Genomic DNA, 14,068 nt, shown 5'->3' with positions numbered 1-14,068 from the left:
CCCGGCGACGCGCCGGCCCCGCTGCGAACCTCGCCCCTGCAACCGCTCGCGCTTCGAACACGTCAGTCTCTCCATGAAGTCGCCCATTACATTCCTCAACGTCGACCGCCTGCAATCGAAGGTCGATGTCGCCGCTCGTTTCCATCGCCTCGGCCTGGTCCTGTTCGTGCTCGCCTGTGTGTGCGTCACGCTGCCCAAGGGCATGGGCCTGCCCTCGTGGGTGCCGCTGGCGGGCTTCAGCGCCACGCTGCTCGGCTTCATCATCAAGGGTGCGGGCACCTTGTACGAAATCCGCCTGGCCGATTCGCTCGCCAAGGTCATGGGCCTGCCCTACCGCCGCGGTTTCCACGGCAAGGGTGTCGACCAGACCGCATGGTCGGCGATCCGCAAGTACGTGATCGTCTCCGTCGCGCTGACCGTCGCCGCCGCGCTGACGCCGAGCATGCTCGCCGCCAACGGCGAAACCGCGCTGGCCAACTTCACCGTCGCGATGAGCATGGCCGCGCTGGCCATCCAGTCCTTCGACAACCCGCGCCGCATGCGCAACCGCGTCATGGCGATCTGCCACGGGCGCGTGGATCCGCATGCCGCCGAGGGCGGGACCTTCGTCGCCTGACGTTCGGCGGGTCCTCAGAGGCCCGCCAGCCAATCGTCGTCGGACCCTTCGTTGACGCCTTCGAACAGGATCGTCGAGAAATAGCGTTCGCCCGTATCGGGCAGCATCGCCAGGATCACCTCGCCGTCCTTCGCGGACTTGGCCACTTCCAGCGCGCCGGCCACCGTGCCGCCCGCCGAGAGCCCGACGAACAAGCCTTCTTCCTGCGCCAGCCGCCGCGCGACATCGCGCGCGAGCATCTCGTCGATCTTCATCAGCGAACCGGCGACCTCGCGATTGAGCACTTCCGGCACGAAGTCCGGCGTCCATCCCTGGATCTTGTGCGGCACGAATTCCGCGCCCTGCAACAAGGCCGCGCCCGCCGGTTCGCACGTGGTGATCTTCACTTCGGGCCGCGCCACGCGCAGCACTTCGCCGACGCCGGTGAGCGTGCCGCCCGTGCCCCAACCGGTGACGAAATGATCCAGGCGATCACCGGCGAAATCGCGCAGGATTTCCGCGGCCGTGGTCTGGCGGTGATACGCCGGGTTGGCGGGGTTGGTGAATTGGCGCGCGAGGAACCAACCGTGTTGCTTCGCGAGTTCTTCAGCGCGACGCACCATGCCGCTGCCGCGTTCGGCGGCGGGCGTCAGGATCACCTTCGCGCCATAGGCGCGCATCAACTTGCGGCGCTCGATCGAAAACGAATCGGCCATCACCGCGACGAACTTGTAACCGCGCGCGGCGCACACCATCGCCAGCGCGACACCGGTGTTGCCCGAGGTCGCTTCGATCACCGTATCGCCGGGCTTGAGCAAGCCCTTCGCTTCGGCATCCAGGATGATCGCGATCGCGAGCCGATCCTTGACCGAACCGCCCGGGTTGAACGACTCGACCTTCGCGTACAACGTGACGTGCTTCGGCGCGATGTGGTTGAGGCGGACGACCGGGGTGCGGCCGATGGTGTCGAGGATGCTGTCGTAGCGCATGGTCTTGGGCCTCGTGGGGGATGGATAGGACAACGCGAAGATGCCGCGCCGCAGGACGCTCGGGCGCCGCGCGCCACTGTCATTGGTCATGGAACATCCGGGGTCCTTCGGGGTCAACCCCGGGCCTGCGCAGGCGTTCCAGACCGGTTCGCGGGAACGCACGCGATATTTCGTGCCCGCGGTAACCGAACCCTCGCACCGGACGGCCTAGAATTCGCGAATGACGCATTTTCCCCGCACCCTCCCGCTCATCGCCCTGCTCGCGCTCGCGGCCGGTTTGTCCGCCTGCGGCAAGGACGAAGCCGCCGCTTCCAACCGCGGCAAGGACGCGGCCAACGCGCCGGTCCTGGTCACCACCACCGTGCTGCAGCCTAGGTCCTTCGCCGACTCGATCGTCGCCATCGGCACGGCGCGTGCGCGCGATTCGATCACCGTCACCGCGAAGGTGAGCGAGATCGTGCAGGCCGTGCATTTCGACAGTGGCGATGAAGTCGCCAAGGGCGCCGTGCTCGTCACGCTCAGTGGCCAGCAACAGCAGGCCGCGCTCGCGCAGGCAGAAGCCGCGGCGAAGGAAGCGCAGCAGATGTATGCGCGCCAGCAGGAACTCGCGCAGCAGCAACTCATCGCCACTTCGCAACTGGACACGCAACGCGCCACGCGCGACCAGGCGCAGGCGCAGGTGAACCAGGTGCGCGCGCAGCTGAGCGATCGTTCGATCCGCGCGCCCTTCTCCGGCGTGCTCGGCATCCGCCAGGTGAGCCCCGGCACGCTGGTCACGCCCGGCACGGCGATCGCCACGCTCGACGATCTGGCGCACATGTACGTGGACTTCCCGGTGCCCGAAGCCGCGCTCGCGCAACTGGCCACCGGCCAGCACGTGTTCGGCCGCACGGCGGCGTATCCCGATGCGCGTTTGACCGGAACGGTCACGACGGTGGAAGCGCGCGTGGATCCGTCGACGCGTTCGGTGACCGTGCGCGCCGATTTCCCGAACGACGAACGCAAGCTGCGCCCCGGCATGCTGGTGAACGTCGAACTGCAACGCGCGCAACGCACCGCGCTGCTGTTGCCGGAGATCTGCGTGGTGCAGGTGGGCGATCGTACGTTCGTGTATCGCGTCAAGCCCGATGGCAGCGTCGAACAGGCCGATGTGCAGATCGGCACGCGCACCGATGGCCGGGCCGAAATCCTGAAGGGCGTGCGCGCCGGCGACCGCATCGTCGTCGATGGCACCGGCAAGCTGCGCCCCGGCGCGAAGATCGCCGAAACGGCGGCGGCACCGGCGGACAAGGGCTGACATGCGCCTGTCCGATCTGTCGATCAAGCGCCCGGTCTTCGCGACCGTCATCAGCCTGTTGCTCATCGTGCTGGGCATCATGGCGTTCACGCGCCTGACGCTGCGCGAACTGCCCGCCATCGACCCGCCCGTCGTCTCGGTGGAAGTCAACTACACCGGCGCCTCGGCGCAGGTGGTCGAAACGCGCGTCACGCAGATCCTGGAAGACGCGCTGTCGGGCATCGAAGGCGTTGAGACCATTTCGTCGAACAGCGTCAACGGGCGCTCCTCGGTCACCATCGAATTCACGCTTTCGCGCGACATCGAAGGCGCCGCCAACGACGTCCGCGGCGCGGTCAGCCGCGTGCTCAACCGCCTGCCGGAAGAAGCCGATCCGCCGCAGGTGAGCAAGGTCGAAAGCGATTCGGATCCGATCATCTGGCTCAACATGAGCTCGACGTCGATGGATTCGCTGCAGCTGTCCGACTACGCGGAGCGCTATGTCGTCGACCGCCTGTCGAGCATCGATGGCGTCGCCGCGGTCCGCATCGGCGGCCAGCAGCGTTATGCGATGCGCGTGTGGCTCGACCGCGATGCACTCGCCGCGCGCGCGCTGACCGTCGAGGATGTCGAGAACGCGCTGCGGGAAGAGAACGTCGAACTGCCGGCCGGTCGCATCGAATCGGCCGAGCGCGACTTCACCCTGCGCGTGGCCCGCGATTACCAGAAGCCCGAAGACTTCGCGCAGATCCCGCTCGGCAAGGGCCCGGATGGCTACGTCGTGCGCCTGGGCGATGTCGCGAAGGTCGAGCTCGCTTCCGCAGAACGCCGCGCGTATTACCACTCCAACGGCGAAAACAACATCGGCCTGGGCGTCGCGCGCACTTCGACGGCGAACGCGCTGGACGTCGCGCGCGCCGTGCGCGCCGAAGCCGAGCGCATCGCGCCGTCGCTGCCGCAGGGCACGAAGATCTTCGTCGCCTTCGACACGACCACCTTCATCGACGCCGCGGTCGAGCGCGTCTACCACACGCTGATCGAAGCGGTGGTGCTGGTGCTGATCGTCATCTGGATCTTCCTGGGCAGCGTGCGCGCCGCACTGATCCCCGCGGTGACGGTGCCGGTGTGTCTGATCGCCGCCTTCCTGCCGCTGTATCTGTTCGGCTATTCGATCAACCTGCTGACGCTGCTCGCGTTGGTGTTGTGCATCGGACTGGTGGTCGATGACGCGATCGTCGTGCTGGAAAACATCCAGCGTCGCGCCGATCTTGGCGAGCCGAAGCTCGTCGCGGCGGCGCGCGGTACGCGCCAGGTGGCCTTCGCGGTGATCGCGACGACCGCCGTGTTGGTCGCGGTGTTCCTCCCGATCGGTTTCATGGAAGGCAACACGGGCCGCCTGTTCCGCGAGTTGTCCGTTGCGCTCGCCGGTGCGGTCGCGCTGTCGGCGTTCGTCGCGCTGACGCTCACGCCGATGTTGTCGTCCAAGCTCGTGCGCCCGCATTCGGAAGAGAAGGGCAACCCGGTGCACCGCTGGGTGAACAAGCGCCTGGACTGGGTGACCGCGCGCTACAAGCGCTTCCTGGAAGGCAGCGTCGAACGCCCGATGATGTTCGGCCTGGTGATGCTCGTGGCGCTGGCGGCGAGCTTCGCGCTGTTCAAGTTCGTGCCGTCCGAACTCGCGCCTCCGGAAGACCGCGGCAGCTTCAACGTCTCGCTCACCGGCCCGGAAGGCGCGGGCTACGACTACACCGTGCAGCAGGTGAAGCAGGCCGAGAAGATCATCGCGCCGGAGATCGGCCATGGCCCGATCGAACGCGCGAACGCGCGCGTGCCCGGCGGTTTCGGCGCCAGCGAAGAGATGCACACCGCGCGCTTCAGCGTGTTCCTCAAGGACTGGACGCAGCGCAGCGAGAACACCGCCGACGTCGCGCAGGACCTCAAGAAGAAGCTCGACAAGATGCCGGGGATGAAGATCTCCACGCAGGTCGCCGGCGGGCTGGTGCGCACGCGCGGGCAGCCGGTGCAGATCGTGCTGGGCGGGCCGGATTACGCGGAACTGGCCAAGTGGCGCGATCGCCTGCTCGAGCGCATCGATTCCAACCCCGGCCTCGTCGGCGCCGACAGCGACTACAAGGAAACGCGGCCGCAGATGCGCGTGCAGATCGATCGCCAGCGTGCGTCGGATCTCGGCGTGAGCGTCGAATCGATCGGCCATGCGCTGGAAACGATGATGGGGTCGCGGCGCGTCACGACCTTCGTGCGCGGCGGCGAGGAGTACGACGTCGTCGTGCAGGCGAACAAGACCGGCCGCGCGACGCCCGCCGACCTCGCCGCGATCCAGGTGCGCGCGCGCGATGGTGCGTTGATTCCCCTGTCGAACCTGGTGACCCTGCAGGACGTCGCCGAGGCCGGTTCGCTCAATCGCTTCAACCGCCTGCGCGCGGTGACGATCAGCATGGGCCTGGCGCCGGGCTATCGCATGGGCGATGCGATCACCTGGCTCAACCAGGTCGTCGCCCAGGAATTGCCCGAACAGGCGCAGATCGACTGGAAGGGCGAGTCGCGCGAATACCAACAGGCGGGCGGTGCGGTATTGCTCACCTTCGCGCTCGCGTTGCTGGTCGTGTACCTGGTGCTCGCGGCGCAGTTCGAAAGTTTCATCCATCCCTTCGTGATCATGTTGACCGTGCCGCTGGGCGTGCTCGGCGCACTGATCGGCCTGTGGATCACCGGCGGCACGCTCAATCTCTTCAGCCAGATCGGCATCGTGATGCTCGTGGGCCTGGCGGCGAAGAACGGCATCCTGATCGTCGAGTTCGCCAACCAGCTGCGCGATGAAGGCCGCAACGTGCACCAGGCGATCGTCGAGTCGGCCGGCGTGCGCCTGCGCCCGATCCTGATGACCTCGATCGCGACGATGGTCGGCGCGGTGCCGTTGGTCGTCGCGGGCGGCCCGGGTTCGGCGAGTCGTGCGACGATCGGCATCGTGGTGATCTTCGGCGTCGGCTTCTCGACGCTGCTGTCCTTGTTCGTCGTGCCGGCGTTCTACGCGCTGCTCGCGCCCTACACGCGTTCGCCCGAGGCCGTGGCGCACGAGTTGAAGGAACTGGAAGCCACCGTGCGCCCGGTGGGCGACACGCATCCGGTCGAGGAGGCTTCGTGAGCGAGCGGGAATCGCCCTGGAAATCGCGCGGTCCGAAGCGCCCGGCGCAGGACGCGCGTGTGCCGCGTGAAGTGCGTGCGCCGCGAGAGGCGCATGCGCCGCGCGAGCCGCATCCGCCCGTGCATCGCGAAGAAGTGCCATCGGAAGGGCATCAGCACGCGCGCGAGCATCGCGACACCGAGTTGCGGCTGTACGGGGTGAATGCGGTGAAGGCGGCGTTCCATCGCCGGCCGGAGGCCTTGCGCAAGTTGTATCTGGTGAATGCGCGCATTCCGCAGTTGCAGCCGATGTTGCGTTGGTGCGTCGCGCATCGCATCGGGTATCGGGTGGTCGAGGACGATGAGGATCTGCGTCGCCTGACGGGCAGCGAGCATCACGAGGGCGTGGTCGCGGATCTGTTGCGCGAGCCGCAGGCGACGTTGACGACGTGGCTGCAGCATTTGCCGGCGGGTCCGGTGTGTGCGTTGTGGCTGGATGGCGTGGGGAATCCGCACAACGTCGGCGCGATCCTGCGTTCGGCGGCGCATTTCGGTGTGTCGGCGATCCTGTTGCCGAAGCATTCGAATCTGTCGTTGTCGGGCGCGGCGGCGCGCGTGGCCGAGGGCGGCGCGGAAGTGGTGCCGTTCGTGCGGTTGGGGCGCGAGGACAATTCGCTGTCGCAGTTGCGGGGCGCCGGGTTTTCGCTGGTCGCCACCGTGGTGCGCGATGGGTTGCCGTTGTTCGAGGCGCCGATTCCCGAGCGCGTGGTTTACGTGCTGGGGGCGGAGGGGGAGGGGATGTCGAGTGCGCTCGCTTCTTTGTGCGACTTGCGTGTTTCGATTCCTGGGAGTGGGAAGGTCGAGAGTCTGAATGTTGCGGCTGCGACTGCGGTTTTGCTGGCTGAGTGGGGTCGTCGGCTTTAAGAGCGTTCCTCCGTCATTTGGCGCGCCGCCGGGGCATCACCTTGCGGGTCGCTTCGATCACCGGCCGGTTTCACACTTTTGCCAGTCGCGAGATTTGTCCCGCGCGGAACGGGCGTTCGTCTGATTGGTTGCACCCACGCCCACTTGCAGCATGGACGTCCACTGTGATCGCGGAGGTCCCCATGAGTCGCACCCCCACGCCCAAGGTTCTCATCGTTCCGGAATCGGCGCAGCGCAAACTGGTCCACGTGCACGAGCAATTGCGGTTTCTCACGAGGGCGACGGAGGCCGAGAATTCCGCCAGCGCATTCGACAATCTGTTCCGCGATCGGTCGGTGTCCTGGTGGTTCACGCGCCTGGCGCACGACCTGGACGAAATCGTCGAAGAAATCGATCGCGAAAACGGGATCGCAGTGCGGCAAGCGCAGTAGCTCGCCGCTACCTCGGCGCCCCCGCCGTTCCCGCAGTCCCCGCTCTCAATGATCGGCCCGGTGCGAAGCTTGCTTCGCGCCCACCAATCACTGCCCAGCGAAAAGCCCCGATCGAAGCGACCCGCAAGGTGATGCCCCAGCGTGAGTCGTTTCAAATTTTTTTCCCAAAAAAATTTGGAACGACTCGCGTTCGGGCGGCGCGCAAACACTGGAGCCGCTCTTCAATGCGCGAAACCTCGAGGAGAACTAACAACAACTTGACACCCAACCCCCCAGCCTCCAACGGATGCGCATCGACCCGAACGCGAAATCCGCAGCCCAGGGAGGCCTGACCTACGTCGGCGACAACGCCCCCGGCATCCGGCGCAAGCGTGCCGGCAAAGGCTTCGCCTACCTCGATGCCCGAGGCCGCACGCTCCGCGACAAACGCACCCTCCAACGCATCCGCACCCTGGCCGTTCCACCCGCGTGGACCGACGTCTGGATCTGCACCCAACCCGATGGCCACATCCAGGCCACCGGCCGCGACGCCCGCGGGCGCAAACAGTATCGCTACCACCCCCGCTGGTCCCACGTCCGCGGCGTCGAGAAATTCGACCGCATCGTCGACTTCGGCAAAGCCCTGCCCAAACTGCGGCGCGCCCTGCGACGCGACCTCGCCCTCGACGGCCTCCCGCGCGAGAAAGTCGCGGCCATCGTCGTGGCGCTCCTCGGCGGCACCCTCGTGCGCGTGGGCAACGACGAATACGCCGAAACCAACAACAGCTTCGGCCTGACGACGCTGCGCAATCGCCACATCGCCTTCCTCAAGGGCGGCCGGGCCCGCATCGCGTTTCGCGGCAAGGCCGGCAAGGACCACGAGATCGTGCTCGACGACGCGCGCCTCACGCGCCTGGTCCGCCGCATCCAGCAACTGCCGGGGCAGCAGTTGTTCCAGTACGAAGACGACGACGGCAAACCGCAGCCCGTGGGCTCGGGGACCGTCAACGACTACTTGCGCGACGCGATGGGCGCCGACTTCACCGCGAAGGATTTCCGCACCTGGGGCGGCACGATCTCCGCGCTGCGCCTGCTGGCCGATGCGCCGGTGCCGCTGAAGGACGACGGCAGCCTCAACCAGCGCGTGGCGAACGCGCTGCGCAACACAGTCGTCGAACGTGTCGCCAAGCGACTGGGCAATACGCCGGCGGTGTGCCGCAAGTCCTACATCGACCCCGGCATCTTCGCCGCCTGGGAAGACGGCCGCCTGCACCGCGCCTGCGCCGGTGCGCGGGGCCCGCGCCAGTGGGAACAGGCCGGACTGCGCGTGCTGCGGGCCGCCCACCGCGGCAACGGGACGCCGGTTCGCTAGACTGCGCGCATGACGCTCCGCATCGCGCTCGCGCAGTTCGACTTTCCGGTGGGGGCCGTCGCCGCCAACGCCGACCGCATCGCCGCCCTGATCGCGCAGGCGCGCGATCTCCACGGCGCCGACATCGTGTTGTTCCCCGAATTGGCGGTCAGCGGCTATCCGCCCGAAGACTTGTTGCTGCGGCCGCGCTTCCTCGCCGATTGCGAGGCGGCGGTGGCGCGCATCGCACAGGCCGCGGACGGCATCGTCGCCGTCGTCGGCTGGCCGCAGGCGGTCGGCGCGGTCGTCTACAACGCCGCGAGCGTGTTGCGCGATGGCGCGATCGAACAGACCTATCGCAAGCGCGAGTTGCCGAATTACGCGGTGTTCGACGAGCGTCGTTACTTCGACGTCGATCCCGACGGCGAAGCCTGTGTCTTCGAAGTCGACGGCACGCGCGTGGGCCTGGTGATCTGCGAAGACCTGTGGTTTCCCGAACCGCTGTCGCGCACGGTGGATGCCGGCGCGCAACTGGTGCTGGTGCCCAACGCCTCACCGTTCGAACGCGACAAGCATGCGCAGCGCGATGCGCTGATCGCCGATCGCGTGCGCGAGTCGGGTTGCGCGCTCGCGTATCTCAACGTCGTCGGCGGGCAGGACGCGGTGGTGTTCGACGGCGCGTCGGTCATCGCCGATGGCGACGGCCGCGTGCATCCCGCGGCGCGCGCGTTCGAGGAACATTGGCTCGTCGCCGATTTCGATGGCGCCACGCGCAAGTTCGTGCCGGTGTCATGGCCGGTCGAAGACGAGGAAAGCCGCGACGCGCTCGCGTGGCGCGCGATCGTGCGCGGCATCCGCGATTACTGCGGGAAGAACGGTTTCCGCAACGTGTGGCTCGGGTTGTCGGGCGGCATCGATTCGGCGCTGGTGCTCGCACTGGCGGTCGATGCGCTGGGGGCGGAGAACGTCACCGCCGTGCGCTTGCCTTCACGCTACACGGCGGAGATGTCCAACGATCTTGCGGCCGAACAATGCGCGTCGCTCGGTGTGAAGCTGCATGCGGTGTCGATCGAGAAACCCTTCGCCGGTTTCCTCGAAGCGCTCGCGCCGATGTTCGACGGCAAGCCGGTGGACGTGACCGAGGAAAACCTGCAGTCGCGCAGCCGTGGCGTGCTGCTGATGGCCTTGTCGAACAAGTTCGGCGGCCTGCTGCTGACGACCGGCAACAAGAGCGAGTACGCGGTGGGTTACGCGACGATCTACGGCGACATGTGCGGCGGTTACGCGCCGATCAAGGACCTGTACAAGACCGAAGTCTTCGCGCTCGCGCGCTGGCGCAATGCGTCGGGCGGCTCGGCGCCCAACGGCGGCATGGTGATTCCGGTGGCGGTGATCGATCGCCCGCCGTCGGCGGAATTGCGCGAGAACCAGAAGGACCAGGATTCGCTGCCGCCCTACGACGTGCTCGATGCGATCCTCCTGCGTTACGTGGACCTCGAGCAATCGCCGGAGGAAATCATCGCGGCGGGCTTCAACGAACAGACCGTCGAACGCGTCGTGCGCCTGGTGCGCATCAGCGAATGGAAGCGCCACCAGGCGGCGCCCGGACCGAAGGTCTCGCGCCGTGCCTTCGGACGCGAGCGGCGTTACCCGATCACGAATGGCTACGGTTGAAACAAGAACGGCGCCGAAAGGCGCCGTTTTCGTTCAAGGACCGGGCGTGCCTCAGTCCCCGTGCTCCGCACCCGACTTCTCGCCCGCGAACGGGTTGAGGCGGCGGAACGTGGACGGGTAATCCGGCCAGTCGCCCGAGAAATACGGGTGGTTCGGCTCGTTGGCCTGCAGCACGCGCTTGGCGTCGGCGGCCAGCACCTGGTTGCCGAGGTGCTCGTAGCCCACGATCAGCGTGGCCACTGCATCGTCCTGCGAGGCGCTCTGCGGATAGGTTTCCAGCAGGTACTTCGCGCGCGTGATCGCGGCGACGTCCGCGCCGCGGCGCAGGTAATAGACCGCCGTGTCCAGCTCGTGCTTCGCGAACAGGTTGCGCAGCGAGATCATCCGCTGGGCCGCGTCGGCGGCGTAGCGGCTGTTCGGGTAGCGCTCGACCACGATCGAGAAATCGTTGTACGCCTGCATCGGCGTGCTCAGGTCGCGGTTGCTGGTCTGCAGCGAGAACACGCGCGCGAGGAAGATCGCGTTGCGCGTGGCGTTGGACAGGCCGCGCAGGTAATAGAAGTAGGCGACGTTGCGGTGCGTCGGATACGTGCGGATGAAGCGGTCGATGGTCGACACCGCGTCGTCGTGCTTGCCGGCCTTGAACTCGGCATACGCCATTTCCATCTGCGCCTGCTCGGTGTACGGGCCATACGGGTACTGGGCGATCAGCCGCTGCCAGGTTTCCGTCGCGCTGGCCCAGCGCTCTTCGAGCATCTGTTCGTGCGCCTTGTCGTACAGCACTTCGACCGGCTGGCCCTCGTTGGGGTCCTTCTTCTTCCAGAGCTTGCTGATCGAGCTGCAGCCGGACATCGACAGCACCAGGGCGACGAGCAGCAGGATCAGGGCAGGGCGCTGGAACAGGGGGCGGCGCATGGAGCGTGGGGTCATGGGCGGGACGCAGCTTCGTTCAGGGGCGCCGGGAGGGCACGAAGGACCGATAATACCAGTCCGAAGAACCACGCCGGACCGGGCCATGCCTCCGGCGGCTGAACCGGAGTACCGATGACACCCAACGATCCACCCGCGGGCGACGCCGCGCGTACCGCCGTCGTCCCCCACGCGGCCGCGGGCCGTCGTTTCGACGCCGTCCTGGCCGATTTGTTCCCCGAATTCTCGCGTTCGCGCCTTTCGGAGTGGATCAAGTCGGGCGACGCCCTGCTCGACGGCCGCCTCGTGCGCGGGCGCGATGCGGTGCGTGGCGGGGAGTCGGTAACCCTCACCGTGGTGCTGGAAGTGCAGACCCACGCCGTGGCCGAGGACATCCCGCTCGACGTCCTGTACGAAGACGCGGCCGTGTTCGTCATCGACAAGCCGGCCGGCCTGGTCGTCCACCCGGGCGCCGGCAACCCGGCCGGCACGCTGGTCAATGCGCTGCTGCATCGCGATCCGAGCCTGGCCAACCTGCCGCGCGCAGGCATCGTGCATCGCCTCGACAAGGACACCTCCGGCGTCATGGTCGTCGCGCGCACGCTCGAAGCGCACACCGCGCTGGTGGAGCAACTCTCCGCACGCGGCGTGCATCGCCAGTACCTGGCCGTCGTCGTCGGCGCGCTGGTCTCCGGCGGTACCGCGAATGCGCCGATCGACCGCCACCCGCGCGACCGCATCCGCATGGCCGTGCGCGAAGACGGCCGCGAAGCGATCACCCACTACCGCCTGCGCGAACGCTTCCGCGCGCACACCGCGCTCGAATGCCGCCTGGAAACCGGCCGCACGCACCAGATCCGCGTGCACATGGCGCACCTGAAACACCCGATCGTCGGCGATCCCCTGTACGGCGGCCCGCTGAAACTCCCGCGCGGCGCGACCCCGGAATTGATCGAAGCATTGCGTGGTTTCAAACGTCAGGCCCTGCACGCCGAAACCCTGGAGTTCGCGCACCCCGTGACGGGCGAACCGATCCGCTGCACCGCGCCCGTCCCCAGCGACATGCGCGCCCTGATGGATGCCTTGCGCGACGACCAACGCGCGGCGACGGAGTTCGGCCGGTGACAGTGTTGCGTGCCGATTGGCCGCTGCGCGGAAGGGTCGAAGCCGTCACGACCCTGCGCCACGGCCTCGGCCACTCGCGCGCGCCCTTCGACAGCTTCAACCTCGGTACGCGCAGCGGAGACGACATCCACGCCGTCGCACGCAACCGCGCAGAACTGATCGAACACTTCGCACTTCCCTCGGAGCCGCGCTGGCTGCGCCAGACCCACGGCACGCACGTCGCGATCGAACCGGGCACCGACGAACCCGAAGCCGACGCCGCCCTCACGAGAACGCCCGGCACCGTCCTGGCCATCCTGACCGCCGATTGCCTGCCGGTCGTCTTCGCCTCGCAAACCGGCGACGAACTCGCCGCCGCCCACGCCGGCTGGCGCGGCCTGGCAAACGGCATCCTGGAAGCCACGCTCGATGCAATGCGCACCCCGCGCGACGCCATCACCGCCTGGCTAGGCCCAGCAGCGGGCCCGAATTCCTACGAAATCGGCCGCGAAGTCCACGATGCATTCGTCGCGCACGACAGTGCAGCCGAAGCGGCCTTCGTCCCCACGCGAGAAGGCCACTGGCGCGTCGATCTGTACGCACTGGCACGCCAACGCCTCACAGCCGCAGGCGTGACAAGCATCCAGGGCGGCGGCCTCGACACCATCGCCGACACCCGCTTCTACTCACACCGCCGCGATCAAACCACCGGCCGCATGGCAACAATCGCCTGGCTCCGCTAAAAAATGATCGGCCAGTGCGAAGCCCGCTTCGCACCCATCAACGAATGCCCGGGCGAACCCCCCGATCGAAGCGACCCGCAAGGTGATGCCTCAGCGGCGCGCCAATGATGGAGTAGCGCGCTCAAGCAGCCCGCACCCCAAGCATCCCCACAATCTGCTCCCGAGCCAGCCGCGTCAGCACATTCCGCTCATTCGCCGCCAACCCGGCCGTCTCGATCGGCGTCCCGAAGCGCACCCGAATCACCCCCGGACGCACCAGAAACCCCGAAGGCGGCAACACCTTCCCGGCCCCCTCGATCGCCACCGGCAACACCTGCACCCCGGCCTCCAACGCAACCTGCAACGCCCCGGCCTTGAACGGCCCGACCACGCCATCCTTGCTGCGCGTCCCTTCCGGAAACGCAGCGAACGTCGCATCCCCGCGCAACTTGTCCGCCGCGGCCACCAACTTGCGCTTGGCATCCCGCGCATTGCCGCGATCGATGAACACCATCCCCATCATCCGCGCATACCAGCCGACGAGCGGGATCTTCGCGATCTCGTGCTTGAGCACGAACCGCAACGGCACCGGCACCGCGCGAAACAACGACGGAATGTCGATCATCGACTGATGATTGGCGACCAGGACCATCGGCCTGGACCAGTCGATCGCCTCGGCCCCCTCGACCTCCAGCCGCGCCCCCGCACCGGCGAACAACAACGGCGCCCAGTACCAGGCGGCCATGCGCAAGGCCAACCGCGGCCCGAGCACCAGCGCCAGCAGGAACGCCACCGGCATCCCCAACACCGTCACCACGACCGTGAACAACGCCTGCAGCGCGTTGAGCGCCCCCCACATCCACCGCGCCATGCGAACCGAACCTGCCGAGCCTGAAAAGCGGCCGACAGGATACCCGCCCCGGCGCTTGCATCCGGCATCCACGCCCGCATCTCCACGCTGTTCGCCGGCCGC

Annotated in this window: 12 protein-coding genes; 9 read left to right on the top strand and 3 right to left on the bottom strand. The window is 67.4% G+C overall.

The annotated features are described in order from the left end of the window. Nucleotides 1–73: 73 nt before the first annotated feature. Nucleotides 74–616 carry a hypothetical protein gene (locus tag AB4059_RS06755; protein WP_498977746.1) on the top strand — a complete coding sequence of 181 codons (543 nt, stop codon included), beginning with the start codon at nucleotides 74–76 and terminating at the stop codon, nucleotides 614–616. Nucleotides 617–630: 14 nt separating this feature from the next. Here the strand turns inward: AB4059_RS06755 and cysK are convergent, their stop codons facing one another. After that, entirely contained in the window at nucleotides 631–1,584 is a 954-nt protein-coding gene (gene cysK / locus AB4059_RS06750; protein WP_498977880.1) for a cysteine synthase A, read from the bottom strand. Between the two features lie 220 nt (nucleotides 1,585–1,804). On the opposite strand from cysK, the gene AB4059_RS06745 reads away from it, so the two are divergent. From AB4059_RS06745 to AB4059_RS06720, 6 genes are all read left to right on the top strand, one after another. After that, complete coding sequence (locus AB4059_RS06745) at nucleotides 1,805–2,881, top strand: efflux RND transporter periplasmic adaptor subunit (RefSeq protein WP_498977744.1); 1,077 nt, start codon at nucleotides 1,805–1,807, stop codon at nucleotides 2,879–2,881. 1 nt (nucleotide 2,882) lies between these two features. Continuing rightward, the gene (locus AB4059_RS06740; RefSeq protein ID WP_498977742.1) at nucleotides 2,883–6,023 is read left to right on the top strand and encodes an efflux RND transporter permease subunit; all 3,141 of its coding nucleotides are present in this window, start codon (nucleotides 2,883–2,885) and stop codon (nucleotides 6,021–6,023) included. Further along, nucleotides 6,020–6,925, top strand: coding sequence for a TrmH family RNA methyltransferase (locus AB4059_RS06735; RefSeq protein WP_498977740.1), 906 nt, complete (start codon nucleotides 6,020–6,022; stop codon nucleotides 6,923–6,925). Before AB4059_RS06740 ends, AB4059_RS06735 begins: the two co-directional genes overlap by 4 nt. Nucleotides 6,926–7,107: 182 nt before the next feature. Beyond that, nucleotides 7,108–7,356, top strand: coding sequence for an XAC0095 family protein (locus AB4059_RS06730; protein WP_498977738.1), 249 nt, complete (start codon nucleotides 7,108–7,110; stop codon nucleotides 7,354–7,356). 286 nt (nucleotides 7,357–7,642) lie between these two features. Next, on the top strand, nucleotides 7,643–8,707 hold the full coding sequence (locus AB4059_RS06725; RefSeq protein ID WP_498977736.1) for a DNA topoisomerase IB: 1,065 nt from the start codon (nucleotides 7,643–7,645) through the stop codon (nucleotides 8,705–8,707). Nucleotides 8,708–8,716: 9 nt separating this feature from the next. Further along, entirely contained in the window at nucleotides 8,717–10,360 is a 1,644-nt protein-coding gene (locus AB4059_RS06720; protein WP_498977734.1) for an NAD+ synthase, read from the top strand. 51 nt (nucleotides 10,361–10,411) lie between these two features. Here AB4059_RS06720 and AB4059_RS06715 read toward each other — a convergent pair whose 3' ends face one another. After that, nucleotides 10,412–11,275, bottom strand: a complete 864-nt coding sequence (locus tag AB4059_RS06715) for an outer membrane protein assembly factor BamD (RefSeq protein WP_498977732.1) — start codon at nucleotides 11,273–11,275, stop codon at nucleotides 10,412–10,414. A gap of 129 nt (nucleotides 11,276–11,404) precedes the next feature. On the opposite strand from AB4059_RS06715, the gene rluD reads away from it, so the two are divergent. Further along, nucleotides 11,405–12,394, top strand: a complete 990-nt coding sequence (rluD, locus tag AB4059_RS06710) for a 23S rRNA pseudouridine(1911/1915/1917) synthase RluD (protein ID WP_498977730.1) — start codon at nucleotides 11,405–11,407, stop codon at nucleotides 12,392–12,394. Next, nucleotides 12,391–13,116, top strand: coding sequence for a peptidoglycan editing factor PgeF (pgeF, locus tag AB4059_RS06705; RefSeq protein WP_498977728.1), 726 nt, complete (start codon nucleotides 12,391–12,393; stop codon nucleotides 13,114–13,116). Before rluD ends, pgeF begins: the two co-directional genes overlap by 4 nt. Nucleotides 13,117–13,237: 121 nt before the next feature. Here pgeF and AB4059_RS06700 read toward each other — a convergent pair whose 3' ends face one another. Next, the gene (locus AB4059_RS06700; protein ID WP_498977726.1) at nucleotides 13,238–13,966 is read right to left on the bottom strand and encodes a lysophospholipid acyltransferase family protein; all 729 of its coding nucleotides are present in this window, start codon (nucleotides 13,964–13,966) and stop codon (nucleotides 13,238–13,240) included. Between the last annotated feature and the right edge of the window lie 102 nt (nucleotides 13,967–14,068).

The sequence above is a fragment of the Lysobacter sp. 2RAF19 genome, from assembly GCF_052115395.1.
Taxonomy (GTDB): domain Bacteria; phylum Pseudomonadota; class Gammaproteobacteria; order Xanthomonadales; family Xanthomonadaceae; genus Noviluteimonas.
The sequence above is the reverse complement of the archived record's forward strand: the minus strand, read 5'-3'. Positions and strand labels throughout refer to the sequence as shown.

Bases quoted from the DNA above. Each gene is read 5' to 3' on its own strand.
- AB4059_RS06715 (WP_498977732.1), bottom strand. From the start codon at position 11,275: ATGCGCCGCCCCCTGTTCCAGCGCCCTGCCCTGATCCTGCTGCTCGTC.
- AB4059_RS06700 (WP_498977726.1), bottom strand. From the start codon at position 13,966: ATGGCGCGGTGGATGTGGGGGGCGCTCAACGCGCTGCAGGCGTTGTTC.
- rluD (WP_498977730.1), top strand. From the start codon at position 11,405: ATGACACCCAACGATCCACCCGCGGGCGACGCCGCGCGTACCGCCGTC.
- AB4059_RS06725 (WP_498977736.1), top strand. From the start codon at position 7,643: ATGCGCATCGACCCGAACGCGAAATCCGCAGCCCAGGGAGGCCTGACC.
- AB4059_RS06755 (WP_498977746.1), top strand. From the start codon at position 74: ATGAAGTCGCCCATTACATTCCTCAACGTCGACCGCCTGCAATCGAAG.
- AB4059_RS06730 (WP_498977738.1), top strand. From the start codon at position 7,108: ATGAGTCGCACCCCCACGCCCAAGGTTCTCATCGTTCCGGAATCGGCG.
- AB4059_RS06745 (WP_498977744.1), top strand. From the start codon at position 1,805: ATGACGCATTTTCCCCGCACCCTCCCGCTCATCGCCCTGCTCGCGCTC.
- AB4059_RS06740 (WP_498977742.1), top strand. From the start codon at position 2,883: ATGCGCCTGTCCGATCTGTCGATCAAGCGCCCGGTCTTCGCGACCGTC.
- AB4059_RS06720 (WP_498977734.1), top strand. From the start codon at position 8,717: ATGACGCTCCGCATCGCGCTCGCGCAGTTCGACTTTCCGGTGGGGGCC.
- cysK (WP_498977880.1), bottom strand. From the start codon at position 1,584: ATGCGCTACGACAGCATCCTCGACACCATCGGCCGCACCCCGGTCGTC.